Genomic DNA, 13,041 nt, shown 5'->3' with positions numbered 1-13,041 from the left:
GGGTCGGTTCGACCCGGGACTCACGACGAGACAGACCGAGGCCGTCGTCGCCGCCGTCCGGGTCGGCTACTTCGCCACGCCGCGAACGGGAACGGTCGCCGACGTCGCCTCGACCCTCGACTGTTCCCCCGCGACCGCCGCCGAGCACCTCCGGAAGGCCCAGGCGAAGGTGATGCAGGCGCTCGTCGCCTCGTGGTGACGACCCACTCCGAGGTGGTTGCGCTCGCCGGGGTCTGACTTGCACGTGCAAGGCAGTTTCGGGGTCGTCGGAACGCTCTCGGTGGATTCCCTTCTACTGATTACTCTCGGAAACCGACGGACGGTACAGCTAAACGGATGGCTGGTGAAGTTGGAGTCGGCTCTCGCGAGAACGGGACGTGTCGGGAGCCACCCGGCGACCGCCGGGAACCCACCTGTGAACGGACGAGGGCGCGCCCCCACCGCGCCCCACGCGTCCGTGTGGCCGCGAAACTCGTTACTCGACTGTTAAATCCGTTAGCGACCGTCTTACCCACCGGTTCGTCGGGCGGTAACTAACGGTCGGTATCTCGTGAGTGTCTGTATGAACTCCCTCGTCAGCACCCTCGTCGCGCTGTCCGTCGTCCTCGAACTGGCGGGGCTGGTCGGAATCGCGCTCTCGCGCTTGAGCGTCCAGTCGACCGTGACGCTCTGGCTCGTCGCGTTCGTCCTCCTCGTGGTCGCCCGCGGGTGCGAACGGTTCGAGTTCCGACCGCCCCACGACGCCGACGTCAGTCGCTGACGATGAACTGACTGGCGATGGCGATGACCTCGTCCATCGTCCGGGCGGGGTCGAACGCACCCTCCTGGCCCTCGAACGGTGGCGACCCGCCGTCGCGCTGGAGGCGGATGTAGCTGGCGTGACGGGCCTCGACGCTGTGGATGGAGAGCGCCGCCGACAGCAGGTCGGAGTTCTGAATCATGGGAGCCGCGCCGGCGTACGCCGAGACGCCGACGTCCTCGATGGTCGCCGAGAGGTCCACGAACTCGTGGATGTCGTTGTACGGGAAGTCGTACTCGGCGGCCTCGACGGGCGTCCCGCCGAGGTCCTCGATGACCTGCGTCAGCGTCTCGACGTGGGCGATCTCGTGGTCGCGAATCTTCTCGTAGTTCTGGTAGGTCTCGTAGCGCGGCAGGTTCGTGTCGAACGTCATCATACCGGGGCTGCCGAAGCTCTCGAAGTCCCGCTCGCTGAAGTGGTCGAGTGCCTGGGTGTAGTACTCGGCTTCGAGGTGTTCGAGCGTCAGCGCGTAGTTGAGGATGTCGATGTCGGTGACCTCCTCGGTGTCGTCGTCCTGTGCCGCTGCGCTGCCGATGCCCGTCATCGAGAGCAGGGCCCCGCCGACGCCGAGCTTCGCCGCACCGCTCATGAAGCTGCGTCGGTCGGTGAGCATGTCGTTCGCGCCGTCGAGTACCCGCGTGATGGGTGTGTTGTCGTCGGTCATTGTGGTACGCTCTCGCGCATTCGAGACCACGACTGTCCGTTTGAATAGCATTTGCCGAATTGTGACCCAATTTCGACCGACAACTGTACGGATGTCTCCTTCGTCGCGTAAATTTCCTTTATCCAAGAACTATTCTCCGAGAAGAGTTTATCGAATTGGAGAACGAACGGCGGCGTTCAGTCTAGGGTGACCCAGAGGAGGAACGTCAGGCCGACGGTCTCCAGGGCACGAAGCGAGAGCATCGCTATCTGGGCCGGTTCGGGGACGAACGCGGGGTCGAGGAGCCACGCGGTCAAACGGTCGTCGAGGAAGAACATGTACAGACCGAGGGCGTTCTCCGCCAACAGGAACACAGCGAACAGCGCCAGTCCCAGGGTGTGTTTCGAACGGAACTCGAGGTAGTTCCGAAGCCAGACGCTCGTGAGGGCGAGCAACAACAGCAGGTTCACCCCGAAGAGCACTCGAAACAGGTCGACCAGACCGCTCATCTCCTAATCATCCTCGCTCCGGTACGATAGTGTCTTTCCCAAATCTGGCCCATGTCGGTCGTCATTCGTTGGTGTTCACTCCGTCGTCGGTGTCGCTCTCGGACTCGTCGTCGGTCGACTCCTCGGCCGCGACGAGCACCGTCTCGACGGTCTCCCACTGCTGGCGGACGCGCTCCGAAGGGAGGTAGACGGCACCGTACTCGTCGCCGCTGGCGGAGACGATGCCGTTGTCGACCAGCACGTCGAGGTGGTGTCTGACCGTCTTGTAGTCGAGGTCGAGGTCGTTCGCGAGTTTGTTCGGGTTCCGTGGGCGGGCGTGCAACGCTCGAAGGATCCGTGCGCGGTTCGGCCCGCCACGAGTCCCGGTCAACACGTACCACAACACCGCCTCCATGATTGCTTACGCACACCACAGGGCGGAGGTGTATAGAGATTGGTCATCGGCCGACGACGCTGGCGCTCCTCGGGCGAGCGTGTTCTGAAAAACCCCCTCGGCGACCCCGGGCCAACAACGACGGGTGAAGCCCCATCGGAATGGCCAAGTGAAGCCAGTCGGTGAGTGTGGCGCCGAGTTGGACGCCGAGAGGCAACCGGTGCTAAGGAAACACACTCCATAAAGACGTGTCACTTCGATTTGGATGACACACCCTCCGGGAGAGACGGGACCGGGAGACCCTCGGCACGTCGAGGCACTCCCGTCGCGATGACGAGCGAACCACCGTTCGTCGGACGGACGTTTACTTATAAACTACACGCGGACTCATGCAGTCGACGTACCCTCGCGGGAACGGTACTACAGTCGTGGTCACGCCCACGAACGACTGGACCCTCGCCTGTACCGAATGTGAGTTCCGTGGCAGTGCCTCGACCGAGGACGCCGCGACGGAACTCGCCGACGTCCACCGGTCGGTCACGGACCACCCGATGGTCGTCGGTCGAACCGAACGAGCACCGTCGTAGTCTCGACTGCCCGACCCGCTCACAGCCATCGACGAACTGACACCTCACATGAACGGGAGGGGTTTGAACCCGTCTCCGCCCCGACCCTCTGGTGGCGGTCGACAGGGGACCGCACCGACCGGGTGTCAGAGGCACGTTCCGTCGCGACCCCGTCGAACCACCTGCATCCTCGCGCGAACTCCGACGGTCGCGACGGGTTCAGAAACGCGTTTCTCACGGAGACGAGGTCGGCAGCGGCGGCGCTGACACAGGCCCCTACCACGTGAACGACGGAGGCGCGCGTCGCCACTCGGGTCGGAGGTCGTCACTCGAAGCGAGGATTACGGACGGACGACGACCCGACGGGCCGCCGATCCGAAGGGGTGGGTTGGCAAATTGAGGGAGTCCCACCCCACTCTGCTCCAGTGTACCACCGGGTAAAAATATTGTGTTCTTTGCAATTTTGTGATGAATTTCTAGAATAAATCTGGGAAAATACCGGCGAACCAACTAGACAGTCCAGTAATTTCAGTTCCCTCACCTTCGGACGGAATCGCTAGAGATGTCACAGAATCGGCTTCACTAACTGAACAAACGTCTAGGGGTATTCGGAAACGGTTCGGGGAGCAACAGCGGGGTGGTGGCGAGTCACTCTCTCATTGTCGCCGCCGTCGCCCACTGCCCCGTGGCGGCCGTCGGACCGTTTAGGCGTAGTTACAGGTCCGCTACCACCGGAACAGTGTGTCTTACTACGACACCCCGACGCGTTCGTCCGACCGATGCCCAACGAGAACAACAGAGCGTTTCGCGCCCGGTGTCTGGACTGTTTGTTCTCGTCGTCACACTGGACGACGGCGATCATCGCCCGCGTCGAAGCCGTCGGCCACCGCGATCGGGCGAACCACGTCACGTTCGTCGAGGACGCCGGTGGAAACCGAACCACGGTAGAGACGACCGCGACGGATACCTCCGACGCTTGACCATCGGTTGGAGAGACCGTGCTGCTCGGAGGGCGACACCGAGACGAGGAGTGAAGGGTGGGTCGGAATGCCGAAGGAGTCCCCCCCGAGGCCCGTAGCGCTCGCTCGGAGCTGTAGTCTGGTGGCGGCGACTCGTGACAGTCCGACGCGACGGCCAGGACTACGTCGGGAGGTGATCGGAGAGGTGACCGAGACGTTCGTCGGCTCGGCGGGTCGTCAGAGAGCCAAGGGTGGGATGTCAACCATGGGTTTACAATCTGCGGTAAGTACCTCTGAACCATGCCACGCGACCCGAGCGAGGACGTCGCCACACTCCGGCGAAAACTGGAGGCTGGCGACCGGGGTGGGTGTGAAGCCGACCGCGAGGCGTTGCTCGCCTTCCTCGACGAGATGCAGTTGCTGCGCGATACCTACGGCCACTACCGACAGCGCAAGCTCCTGCGCCACTGCATCCGCATGAGCGAACAGGCCGACACCGACCTCGCCGACGCCTGTGTCGACCGTGACGCCGCCGAGGTGGTCGTCCGCTGGATTCATCGCGAGTACGACCTCGATGAGACCCCCGAGACGAATCAGGGCTATCGCGTCGCCCTGCGGATGTTCGGCAAGCGTACCGTCGGGAACGGCGAGGTCCCCGACGCGCTGTCGTGGATCACGACGACGCTCCCGCGCAACTACAACCCGGCACCGAACCCCGCCGAGATGCTGCGCTGGGAGGCCGACGTCCTCCGACTCATCGACCACGCGCGCAACCCGCGCGACGCGGCGGCCATCGCACTGCAGTTCGACGCTGGCCTTCGCGGTGGCGAGCTCGAGACGCTGACCGTCGGTGACATCACCGAGGGCGAACACAGCCTGCGTGTCTTCGTCGACGGGAAGACGGGCCAACGCTCGGTCGACCTCATCCCGTCGATTCCGTACGTCCGGCGCTGGCTGACCGAGCATCCAGGCCGTGACGACCACGATGCCCCGCTGTGGTCGAAGCTCACCACGCCTGAGAGCATGTCCTATCAGTCGTACCTGAAGATGTTCAAGGAACCCGCCAAGCGTGCGGGCCTCGACAAGCCCGTTACGCCCACGGCGTTCCGGAAGTCCAACGCCTCGTGGCTCGCTCGCCAAGGCGCGAACGCTGCACTCATCGAAGACCGCCAGGGGCGAACCCGGGGTAGTCAGTGGGTCGCTCGGTATGTCGCCCGTTTCGGGAACGAAGCGGAGGCCCAGTACGCAAAGATCCATGGCCTCGAGGTCGAGACCGACGAGGCCGAGGAAATCGCGCCGCTGACCTGCCCCCGTTGCGATAAGGAGACGCCCCGCGAACGCGACGAATGTGTCTGGTGTGGGCAGGCGCTCAGCCCGGAGGCTGCAGCGAAGGCGTCCGACCAGAACGACCGCCTGCGAGAGATGTTCCGTCTCGCTAATGGCGACATGGACCGCTTCGAGCGACTGCTCGAACTCGACGAACTCCTCGACGACCAGCCCCAGGCGCGGGCCGGCCTCGAATACGACTGACTCACTCATCGCCGGCCTCCAGGTGATCGGCGGCATACCGCAGTGGTGCGGCCCCAAAATCCTCGGCGAACTCGGGGTCGAGGTCGTCCATCTCGGCGATGGCCTCGAACAGGTCGCGGTGTTCGTCGATGACCTCCGCTGCGGACTTGTGCTCGGGCGTCTGCACGCGGCTCATCGGGACCCCCTCGTGGATGGCCGGTTGCGTGTCCTCACCCACCGCGACGAGGCAGAAACGGCTCCCGTGGCTGTAGAGGCGGTCGCCGCCCTCCTCGAGACGGCGAGTATCGTCGGGTGCCTCGAGGCAGCCTCGCAGCCGACCGGCGACAGGCTGGCGTCGTTAGTCATCGCGTGCCTCCCGCACCTGTCTCCAGATGCGTTCTCGGGCGCGTTCGGTGAAGTCCCAGAGCGGAACGACCGTCTTGAGAAAGCCCCAGCGGGCGACGAGCACCATCCGCGAGCGCTCGTGCAGTCGGCAGTAGGCGATGCCGTTCGTCTTCGGCGTCACGACCGGGATGGCCTCTCGCCAGGCAACGCGCACCGGGTAGCCGGTCCAGCGTTCACGTGTGCGACAGTCCCAGCGATACTGGGCGTGGCCGTCGGAGAGGACGTGGCCGTCTTGCTGGCGGAACTGGTTGGGCCGGGTCACGCTCATCACGACTCGGCCTCCTCGGTCTGCTGGTCACGACAGACGATGCACAGCCCCGTCTCGTCGACGGTCTCACTCGCCCGCGTGCAGCGTTTGCACTCAGCCATCGACATCACCGAACCCCTGCCCGCGGCGGTCCGCATCGGGCTGTTCGAAGACGTCGACGGCCTCGGCGGCGAGCAGTTCGACGTCACCACCGAGGATGATCGACGCGCCACTCACGCCGAAGTCGGTCACCTCGACGTGGCCATCGCGGACGATAGCCCGCTGGAACGCCGACCGGTCGGGTTGGCGTTGCAGGTAGGTCCGGTCCTCGTCTTCGTGGAGACATGCGACGAGGTTGGGCTGGCGGAACAGCACCGTCAGGTAGTCCCGACCGTTCGGAGCGGCGGGCTCACCACGGACGGCACGCAGGACTCGCTCGGCACCGGGCATGTCGACCGCGGCGATGCGATGTTCGACACGTGAGGTCGTCGCCTGGGTCGTCTCGGTGCTCATGGACGCTCCCCCGCGATGGACTGGACCCGACCGCGGACCTCGTCGATGGCCGCGAGCGTCTCGTCGACGTCGCCGGTCTCGACGACGTGGCCCTTCGCGATGCGCCCGAGTTCGTCGACGAGTTCGGACTTACTCGTCATCGGTACCTCGCGGACACTCAGCGCAGTACAGTGGCCGGGGCGTGCCCTCTCGCATGAACAACACCGCCGACTCGGGGTCCATCAGCGAGAGGCCGAGTGTGGCGACCCGATGGGCCTGTCTCGTCGCGTGACTGGCAGCTACACTTCGTAGGTTCGTTCGCGTCTCGCTGCCGAGTTCTCGCCAGGTCGCCTCGTAGTCGACGCGGAACAGACAGTCGGCTTCGAGACAGACCGCACCGGTCTCAATCTCGGTCTCGCCGATGGCTTCGCCGACCTCGCGTGCGAGTGGGGTTCGCAGTTGGTCCTCACAGCACTCTTCGGTGCTCATCGCCGGACCTCCACGAAGTCGGCCTCACCAGCATCGACGTACCGACCAGGGCGTTTCTCACCGAGCCGGAACCGGTCGGGACCGTCCTCGGCGTGGACCGCGTACAGCACGTCCAGGCCAACTGGCCCGGCGGGCTCGTCGGCCGTGAGGTAGCCTTCGGCGACACGATGGCTGTTCGTGCTGATGTCTGCTCGGACTGCCGCACGGGCGAGGTCGCCAAGCGTCGGGTCATCGTCGTGGACGCTCATGACGCATCACCGTCCACGCGCACGTGGGCGTCGAGATCGTGGTGGCCGTCGAACGCGGCGACGTCCTCGAGGTAGGCATCGAGGCCGTCGAGGAGAGTGTCCCGGCCACGCTGGGTGAGCCGATAGCCGTTGGTGCGTTTGTCGAGTGCGGTCTTCTCGACGAGGCCGGCCTCGACGAGGTCGTCGAGGTTGGGGTACAGGCGGCCGTGATTGACCTCCTGGCCGTACCGGGCTTCGAGCTCGCGCTTGATACCCAGACCGTAGGGAGTCTGCTCACGCTCGGCATCGAGTCGGCCGATGACGCGCAGACACTGGACCTGAAACGCGCTCAGGGCCGTGGTCATGGGGCTGTGCTTCTCCGTCGTGTCGGTGGGTTCTTGCCCGCCGACGGTGTTGTTTCGCATGGGTTCCACCGTTTTGCGAAGGAGAAGCATGCCGGCGAGCGGAGCGACCGACCGCCTGATAAGTTAACGCTCGGTTGACGCTTCGCGACCGCGAAACGTTCCTCAGCGCTTATCAGGGCCGGCGCCCTCTATCTGCCTGAGCATACTTCGTCCTTTATCGGGCGGAAGTCGCTCCCCGGTGTTGGCGCACCGAGGTACAGCCCTACCATGGGCACCCGTTTTACTGGGCGCGGTCAGTCAGGGCGTAGCGACTTCCATATTCCAGTGAGTACGGGATGCACATAACTTTACCCCATTGGCACCTCCATGGTGCCATCGGCATACATACTTTTGCCACTGGATGCCGTTGGGGTACGTATCAGCATTCATATGAGTGTCGCTCACGCAGACGGCGCAGAAGAGATGCGACAGCGCGCCCGCTGGATGAGTCCACCCGATGACGCCATTCTCGAGTGCCTTCGCGATATGGGCAATATGACTCCCAAAGCAATTTCGCGCGATGGAATGGTTGCCCGAGTCGATATTGGCCGAAAGTACGCTGGCAAGCGACTCCGTGATCTCGAAGAACACGGCTTCGTTGAGTACGTCGACGATGGCTTGTTCCGACTCACCGAGCAGGGAGTGGCGTATTTGAACGAAGAGTTCGACGCCGAAGACGCTGCGCTCCCCGACGACTATGATTGATTCCTTCGCTCGTCCCGCCGTGTCTTCCATATTGCTTCTGGACAGACAATCCGAACTGTAAAAGCGCTGAGGGGGTCGTTTCCGAAAGTTCCGATACAGGGTGCCGAACCGCCGGAGAGGGGCTCTCTACTCACTCAGACTCCTCGAGAGCACTTCGCCAGAACATTGCCGGAATTTCCGGGTGTTGTCGCCGGTTCGACCATATCCAGCGTCGCGAACCCCAGAAATTCGTCAGAGCGTGGCGCAGACTACTCACTGGGGGAAGTGTAGAGCAGCATCTAGACACTGGAAATTCCACTTCACCTAACACTTTTCTTTCCCGCCCTTGAGCAATAATTATGAATCGGCGACATTATCTCGCAGCAGCCGGCACCCTCTCGGTGACGGTGCTCGCGGGATGTTCGAGCGAGGACAACGGAGCACCAGGCGACATCACTGATGGGTCGGTTCCCTCTACAACGCAACCCTCTACGCCCACACAAACCGCAGCACGGACGGCAAGCGAGGCAGTTGAGAAAGCGACGACTGGCTCTGGGGCATCGACTGAGACTCCCATTGTGGACACGCCCAGCACTGAACTCTCCGGGGATGACTATCAGGTGATGTTCGAGGAGTTCCTGCAATCTGAGGGAATTTCTGTCGAGGAGGTCGCCGTTGAAGGCGACCGTGCCCAGATCGATTATACCATGCTTGCGACGACGCAATCGGAAATCGTTGAGGAGATGGGGACGGTGTCGGGGGCGTACGCTGCACTCGTCGATGACGGATGGCAAACGAGTGGACTCGACGCAACTATCCTCGCCAGCGACGGCTCGGTCGCGGGGACGTTCTCACTCGAAGCAGACATGGCTCAAGCCTTCGCGAATGGCGAAATTTCAAACGAGGAGTTCGGCCAGACACTTATCGAGTCGTTGGAGGTCAATGGGACATCGTCGGGTGGAAACAACGGTAGCTCTGAACAGGGTGCCCTCGAAATCCTCGAACACGGACCCTATCAGGAGGAGTACAGTGAAGGTGTCCGCGGCATCGCTCAGAACACGACCGATACCACCCTTGACTACGCAGAAGTAACCATTGTCTTCCTCGACGCTGACGGCGTCCAGGTTGGCGATTCGATTGATAACACGACAAACCTCGCCGCCGGTCGGAAGTGGCAGTTCGACCTCCCGTTCCTCGGCAACGACTGGAGTGCGGTCGCCGACTACGAGTTGGCCACCGATGCGTCTGTATATTGAGTCCTCCGTTCGAATCACTTCCTCGATTGACCACGCAAATCATGTTTACCGGGCAAGTGATTCAAATAGTAGAAATTCTCAGTGTTGTATATGTCGAGAGGGGGAGTAATCAATGAACGCAGCAAAAAAGAACCGATAGGATTCAGGGATGCGGCTAACAGGGTAATATCGGTTACCCGCGAAATGGAATGGTTCGAAATCGCGTTAGTCTACATTCTCCTACCGATGATTCTCGCAGGACTTTGGATTCTTCCCGGAACTTCGGCCTGGGAGCTGAACCTCACCACCTCCTCAGTGTTCGCCTCCCCAACCACCATCTGGAAGACGTTCGCCAGCGGCTATCTCCACACCTCTCTCTGGCACCTCGTCAACAACGTCGTTGGCTATTGGATGCTCATGGCGGTGATCTATCCACTGGTCATCCTCGCGGAGTGGCGTGAGGAGTTCTTCGTCACGATGGGCGCGTACATACTGGCCATCCCGTTCTTCGTCGGCGCGTTCTCACTCAAGCTTGAGGCCGACATCACGGCCGTCGGCTTCTCGGGATTTACCTCTGCGCTTGTCGGCTTCCTCATCGTCGTGCTGTTCGCTGCGATTCACCACGAGGAGGACGGCCCCCATCCGGTCTGGGCGCTCGGCCCAGGGCTGCTCGCCATTGCCGGGGCGGTCGCGTTGATGTCCTACTCGACGTGGTACCTCGCGACTGCACTGACCACAGTCGCCATCCTCGGTGTCCCTGGTCTGGTCGTGACGGCAGTGATGGTGTGGTCCCACGACGATCTCCTAGCGTGGGGGCGCTCGGATTACTGGCTACTGTACGTCGTCGGGATGGCGGTCGCCTTTGCCGTCTGGCTTACCGGGTTCTTCATGACCGACCCCAAGACGTCGACGAACACGCTTGGGCATTTTGCCGGACTGGTCGCTGGATTTGGCTTTCCTTACTGGGCTTTTGGATTGAATCCCATGACAGAAAGACTCACCTCCAGATTCACAGGATAGTTTTGTGAACGGGGATTCGTCACCATAGTTAGCAGAACATATTCTGCCAGGAGAGAAAGACCAGCACTATTAAATGACAAAGTGAAAATTAGAGACAATGGCTCCGGGTAAGTCTGAAGGGAGTTCAAAGCCGACCCAAAAATGGCACAAAACCACATCGAAACAATTCCAGAGAGAGGAGTTGAGGCGGTCGATTGACGACCAAATTACCTCCATTCACCGGATAGAAGACAAAGCTGGACAATTGATGAGAGTCTATGTAGCAACAATTATTGGGGTTCTTTCGGTCGGTTTGACCCTATCTTCAACAGGTATACTCCCAGAGATTGCAATCATCCCAACAAACGAGCGGGTTGCAGAACTGGGAGTCAAATTCTCTAGCGCAGTAACCGTCATGGAACAACAACAGGGTGAGCACTTTATTTGGTTATTAATGTTCGGAGGCTTCGGACTAGCACTATTGACTCTGTACTTTTTGTTGTCACCAGCCGTTTTTGCACTCAAAATACAAGTACCTTCCTCACACATGCCAGGGCTGAAACGTCAAAACCTATTGTTTTTCTCTACAAGCCGAACTCTGTCTCCATCTAGTGGGTATATCCAAGAGTACCAATCATCATACATACACAACGGGGAAATGCTTTATAATCTGGAGTCTGGGTGGAGAAAAATACTGTATTATTTGAGAAACTCGGTCGCCACTTTTGCCATATCTCTGATCTACTTTCTAATTTTATCATACATTGACGAGCCATTTGTGATGTTCTCGCTTTTCCTCAGTGTAATGGTGGTATTGGTTGGTTCTTTTGTAGCGTTCGCAGACTTCACAAGATTGTCAGATGTACTGAACTCTCTGAATACGATACCGGCGATTTATCAATTGGTATTAATGGGATTTTTCGTGGCTAATACAGTGACATGGGTGGAAAGTGGACACTTCTTCCCCTTTGACACCGGTGCAGCAGCAATCCTTGGTATCTTTGTGGTGTTGGCGATAGTAATTTCGCACTATTTCGACACTAATACTATTACCTCACACCTATTTGTATCAATTATTTCTCTACTTGGATTACTACTAGTTCTCTCAGCAGTAGCTCTTTTCCTCGCGCCAAATTATGTGAGCCAGTATTCATGGGTGATCGCAATCGTGTTAGTGCTCTTTATCGCCTCTATCCCGACTACGTTGTTGGTCTGGCTGTGCAGAGCCTACCAAATCCTATATCAAAAATCCACGAAATTGACCAAGACATATCTCGAAACAGGCTAAGTAGAATTTAGCCGACTCCCCGTACGAGTCGTGGGAGGAGGTCCCCCACATCGTCCGGAACAACGTCCGCACCTCCGATGGTCAGGTCCGCGACTCGTTCGCCGACTATGCCGCCGAGCAGGTCAGTCGATGACCACGCTGTATGGGACGACCTGCCAGCACTGTGGCCGGCTGATGATGGTCGGGCACGCGGATGACGCGGAGTGCTCGGCCTGTCTCGCACGCGAAGACGCACTAGCGTAAACTGTCCGTGTGGCCGAGCGCTGCTCCTCGAGGAGGTAGCGAGTAGCGAGTAGTGTGATGGTTACTTGGCGCACAGTACCCGGCCGTTTTCATCCCAGAGTCTATTCTTTCTTCAACCACTTAGTCACTGTATGAGCAACTCAAACCGCTTGTCGCCTATTTAGAAGGGTCTCCCCCTGTCGAAGTACAGTTACAGAAAACTGGTTGAAACGCGGCTCTACTTCTCAAACCTTTTGTCAAGTGAGATTGTCAATAGGTTCAATGAGCGTCGAACCTCAAGAGGAGTATCCCTTTGACGAAGAGCGGATGGAAACATTACGGGAGCATCTCGACGCAATACTGGACAACAAAGAGGAAGTTCGGAATGTTTTCGAGCAGACGATAAATACAGATTTACGATTTAACGAACTCGACACGTCTCTTCGGTACTTGTCGGGCGTTCTGTATCCAGAGGTTGAGGGCGAAGATTCGATGGTGTTAGCTGAGATTATAGTAAATGCAGTAGTATATTTCCAACCTCAATTCGCCGACACCTTACTCGAGAAATTCGAGGACGGTGACAAACTAGTTGATTTTCTAACGGAGTTGGAATCGAAATACAGCGTCATTCTCACTAGAAGAGTCAACCGGCATTACAAAGGCAACGACTGGTGGAGTAATGTCAAAACAGATTCGGGATATCGTAGCGGTCAACCAATATTCCATCACGAAATTACAAAAGACTACGACGAGCGGGTTCTGATAAGCAGCGATCCTCAGAACACATTAGTCCTGAGCAAGCACTTCCTTCAGCAAGTAAATTCAGCGCGCGATGACCTCGGAGAGGATATCCTCCATTATGTGAATGAAGAAACCACAAAACAACTTGCCGAGGTTGCACAGGAACTTGCCGACGCGGTGAGCGAATATCCAGAGTCTGTAGGAATTGCCGAATCCGAAGACGATGGTAAGGAGTCTGACGATAGTTAGA

Annotated in this window: 19 protein-coding genes; 8 read left to right on the top strand and 11 right to left on the bottom strand. The window is 59.6% G+C overall.

Going from position 1 to position 13,041, the window contains the following annotated elements; all coding sequences use genetic code 11:
* On the top strand, positions 1-199 hold a 199-nt coding region (locus M1L36_RS17775; RefSeq protein WP_250875079.1), incomplete at its 5' end, for a helix-turn-helix domain-containing protein.
* A 363-nt stretch (positions 200-562) separates the two neighbouring features.
* The gene (locus M1L36_RS17770; protein ID WP_250875078.1) at positions 563-760 is read left to right on the top strand and encodes a hypothetical protein; all 198 of its coding nucleotides are present in this window, start codon (positions 563-565) and stop codon (positions 758-760) included.
* On the opposite strand, the gene M1L36_RS17765 is transcribed toward M1L36_RS17770, so the two are convergent.
* The 3 genes from M1L36_RS17765 to M1L36_RS17755 form a co-directional block, all read right to left on the bottom strand.
* Positions 750-1,463 (bottom strand): ferritin-like domain-containing protein, encoded by a 714-nt coding sequence (locus tag M1L36_RS17765; RefSeq protein WP_250875077.1) that lies wholly within the window; start codon positions 1,461-1,463, stop codon positions 750-752. The two genes, M1L36_RS17770 and M1L36_RS17765, sit on opposite strands and share 11 nt — an antisense overlap.
* A 176-nt stretch (positions 1,464-1,639) precedes the next feature.
* Positions 1,640-1,951: a DUF8036 family membrane protein gene (locus M1L36_RS17760; protein WP_250875076.1), complete on the bottom strand. Its 312-nt coding sequence runs from the start codon at positions 1,949-1,951 to the stop codon at positions 1,640-1,642.
* 61 nt (positions 1,952-2,012) lie between these two features.
* On the bottom strand, positions 2,013-2,345 hold the full coding sequence (locus M1L36_RS17755; protein ID WP_250875075.1) for an ArsR/SmtB family transcription factor: 333 nt from the start codon (positions 2,343-2,345) through the stop codon (positions 2,013-2,015).
* 368 nt (positions 2,346-2,713) lie between these two features.
* On the opposite strand from M1L36_RS17755, the gene M1L36_RS17750 reads away from it, so the two are divergent.
* Both M1L36_RS17750 and M1L36_RS17745 read left to right on the top strand, forming a co-directional pair.
* Positions 2,714-2,911 (top strand): hypothetical protein, encoded by a 198-nt coding sequence (locus M1L36_RS17750; protein ID WP_250875074.1) that lies wholly within the window; start codon positions 2,714-2,716, stop codon positions 2,909-2,911.
* A 1,238-nt stretch (positions 2,912-4,149) separates the two neighbouring features.
* Positions 4,150-5,379 (top strand): tyrosine-type recombinase/integrase, encoded by a 1,230-nt coding sequence (locus tag M1L36_RS17745; protein WP_250875073.1) that lies wholly within the window; start codon positions 4,150-4,152, stop codon positions 5,377-5,379.
* A 1-nt stretch (position 5,380) separates the two neighbouring features.
* On the opposite strand, the gene M1L36_RS17740 is transcribed toward M1L36_RS17745, so the two are convergent.
* The 8 genes from M1L36_RS17740 to M1L36_RS17705 all read right to left on the bottom strand — a co-directional run bounded on the left by M1L36_RS17740 (position 5,381) and on the right by M1L36_RS17705 (position 8,357).
* Positions 5,381-5,596, bottom strand: coding sequence for a hypothetical protein (locus M1L36_RS17740; protein WP_250875072.1), 216 nt, complete (start codon positions 5,594-5,596; stop codon positions 5,381-5,383).
* 120 nt (positions 5,597-5,716) lie between these two features.
* Positions 5,717-6,031: a hypothetical protein gene (locus M1L36_RS17735; RefSeq protein WP_250875071.1), complete on the bottom strand. Its 315-nt coding sequence runs from the start codon at positions 6,029-6,031 to the stop codon at positions 5,717-5,719.
* A 93-nt stretch (positions 6,032-6,124) separates the two neighbouring features.
* Positions 6,125-6,523 carry a hypothetical protein gene (locus M1L36_RS17730; protein WP_250875070.1) on the bottom strand — a complete coding sequence of 133 codons (399 nt, stop codon included), beginning with the start codon at positions 6,521-6,523 and terminating at the stop codon, positions 6,125-6,127.
* Positions 6,520-6,663 carry a hypothetical protein gene (locus M1L36_RS17725; protein WP_250875069.1) on the bottom strand — a complete coding sequence of 48 codons (144 nt, stop codon included), beginning with the start codon at positions 6,661-6,663 and terminating at the stop codon, positions 6,520-6,522. The genes M1L36_RS17730 and M1L36_RS17725 overlap by 4 nt, the downstream gene beginning before the upstream one ends.
* The gene (locus tag M1L36_RS17720) at positions 6,653-6,991 is read right to left on the bottom strand and encodes a hypothetical protein (RefSeq protein ID WP_250875068.1); all 339 of its coding nucleotides are present in this window, start codon (positions 6,989-6,991) and stop codon (positions 6,653-6,655) included. The genes M1L36_RS17725 and M1L36_RS17720 overlap by 11 nt, the downstream gene beginning before the upstream one ends.
* A complete protein-coding gene (locus M1L36_RS17715) occupies positions 6,988-7,239 on the bottom strand; it encodes a hypothetical protein (protein ID WP_250875067.1) in 252 nt (83 codons plus the stop codon). Before M1L36_RS17715 ends, M1L36_RS17720 begins: the two co-directional genes overlap by 4 nt.
* Positions 7,236-7,583: a PadR family transcriptional regulator gene (locus M1L36_RS17710; RefSeq protein WP_379820478.1), complete on the bottom strand. Its 348-nt coding sequence runs from the start codon at positions 7,581-7,583 to the stop codon at positions 7,236-7,238. Before M1L36_RS17710 ends, M1L36_RS17715 begins: the two co-directional genes overlap by 4 nt.
* Before the next feature lie 297 nt (positions 7,584-7,880).
* Positions 7,881-8,357, bottom strand: coding sequence for a hypothetical protein (locus M1L36_RS17705; protein WP_250875065.1), 477 nt, complete (start codon positions 8,355-8,357; stop codon positions 7,881-7,883).
* Between the two features lie 308 nt (positions 8,358-8,665).
* On the opposite strand from M1L36_RS17705, the gene M1L36_RS17700 reads away from it, so the two are divergent.
* From M1L36_RS17700 to M1L36_RS17685, 4 genes are all read left to right on the top strand, one after another.
* Complete coding sequence (locus M1L36_RS17700; RefSeq protein ID WP_250875064.1) at positions 8,666-9,562, top strand: DUF8159 domain-containing protein; 897 nt, start codon at positions 8,666-8,668, stop codon at positions 9,560-9,562.
* Between the two features lie 183 nt (positions 9,563-9,745).
* Positions 9,746-10,561, top strand: coding sequence for a hypothetical protein (locus M1L36_RS17695; RefSeq protein WP_250875063.1), 816 nt, complete (start codon positions 9,746-9,748; stop codon positions 10,559-10,561).
* Between the two features lie 97 nt (positions 10,562-10,658).
* Positions 10,659-11,828: a hypothetical protein gene (locus M1L36_RS17690; RefSeq protein ID WP_250875062.1), complete on the top strand. Its 1,170-nt coding sequence runs from the start codon at positions 10,659-10,661 to the stop codon at positions 11,826-11,828.
* Between the two features lie 504 nt (positions 11,829-12,332).
* On the top strand, positions 12,333-13,040 hold the full coding sequence (locus tag M1L36_RS17685; protein WP_250875061.1) for a hypothetical protein: 708 nt from the start codon (positions 12,333-12,335) through the stop codon (positions 13,038-13,040).
* The last annotated feature ends 1 nt before the right edge of the window (position 13,041 follow it).

This window comes from Halomarina rubra (genome assembly GCF_023699475.1).
Lineage (GTDB): Archaea > Halobacteriota > Halobacteria > Halobacteriales > Haloarculaceae > Halomarina > Halomarina rubra.
Note: the sequence above shows the minus strand (reverse complement) of the source record. Positions and strands in the feature narration are given on the sequence as shown.

Coding starts and splice junctions, on each gene's coding strand:
- M1L36_RS17770 (WP_250875078.1), top strand. CDS start 563: ATGAACTCCCTCGTCAGCACCCTCGTCGCGCTGTCCGTCGTCCTCGAA.
- M1L36_RS17765 (WP_250875077.1), bottom strand. CDS start 1,463: ATGACCGACGACAACACACCCATCACGCGGGTACTCGACGGCGCGAAC.
- M1L36_RS17760 (WP_250875076.1), bottom strand. CDS start 1,951: ATGAGCGGTCTGGTCGACCTGTTTCGAGTGCTCTTCGGGGTGAACCTG.
- M1L36_RS17755 (WP_250875075.1), bottom strand. CDS start 2,345: ATGGAGGCGGTGTTGTGGTACGTGTTGACCGGGACTCGTGGCGGGCCG.
- M1L36_RS17750 (WP_250875074.1), top strand. CDS start 2,714: ATGCAGTCGACGTACCCTCGCGGGAACGGTACTACAGTCGTGGTCACG.
- M1L36_RS17745 (WP_250875073.1), top strand. CDS start 4,150: ATGCCACGCGACCCGAGCGAGGACGTCGCCACACTCCGGCGAAAACTG.
- M1L36_RS17735 (WP_250875071.1), bottom strand. CDS start 6,031: ATGAGCGTGACCCGGCCCAACCAGTTCCGCCAGCAAGACGGCCACGTC.
- M1L36_RS17730 (WP_250875070.1), bottom strand. CDS start 6,523: ATGAGCACCGAGACGACCCAGGCGACGACCTCACGTGTCGAACATCGC.
- M1L36_RS17725 (WP_250875069.1), bottom strand. CDS start 6,663: ATGACGAGTAAGTCCGAACTCGTCGACGAACTCGGGCGCATCGCGAAG.
- M1L36_RS17720 (WP_250875068.1), bottom strand. CDS start 6,991: ATGAGCACCGAAGAGTGCTGTGAGGACCAACTGCGAACCCCACTCGCA.
- M1L36_RS17715 (WP_250875067.1), bottom strand. CDS start 7,239: ATGAGCGTCCACGACGATGACCCGACGCTTGGCGACCTCGCCCGTGCG.
- M1L36_RS17710 (WP_379820478.1), bottom strand. CDS start 7,583: ATGACCACGGCCCTGAGCGCGTTTCAGGTCCAGTGTCTGCGCGTCATC.
- M1L36_RS17705 (WP_250875065.1), bottom strand. CDS start 8,357: ATGGAAGACACGGCGGGACGAGCGAAGGAATCAATCATAGTCGTCGGG.
- M1L36_RS17700 (WP_250875064.1), top strand. CDS start 8,666: ATGAATCGGCGACATTATCTCGCAGCAGCCGGCACCCTCTCGGTGACG.
- M1L36_RS17695 (WP_250875063.1), top strand. CDS start 9,746: ATGGAATGGTTCGAAATCGCGTTAGTCTACATTCTCCTACCGATGATT.
- M1L36_RS17690 (WP_250875062.1), top strand. CDS start 10,659: ATGGCTCCGGGTAAGTCTGAAGGGAGTTCAAAGCCGACCCAAAAATGG.
- M1L36_RS17685 (WP_250875061.1), top strand. CDS start 12,333: ATGAGCGTCGAACCTCAAGAGGAGTATCCCTTTGACGAAGAGCGGATG.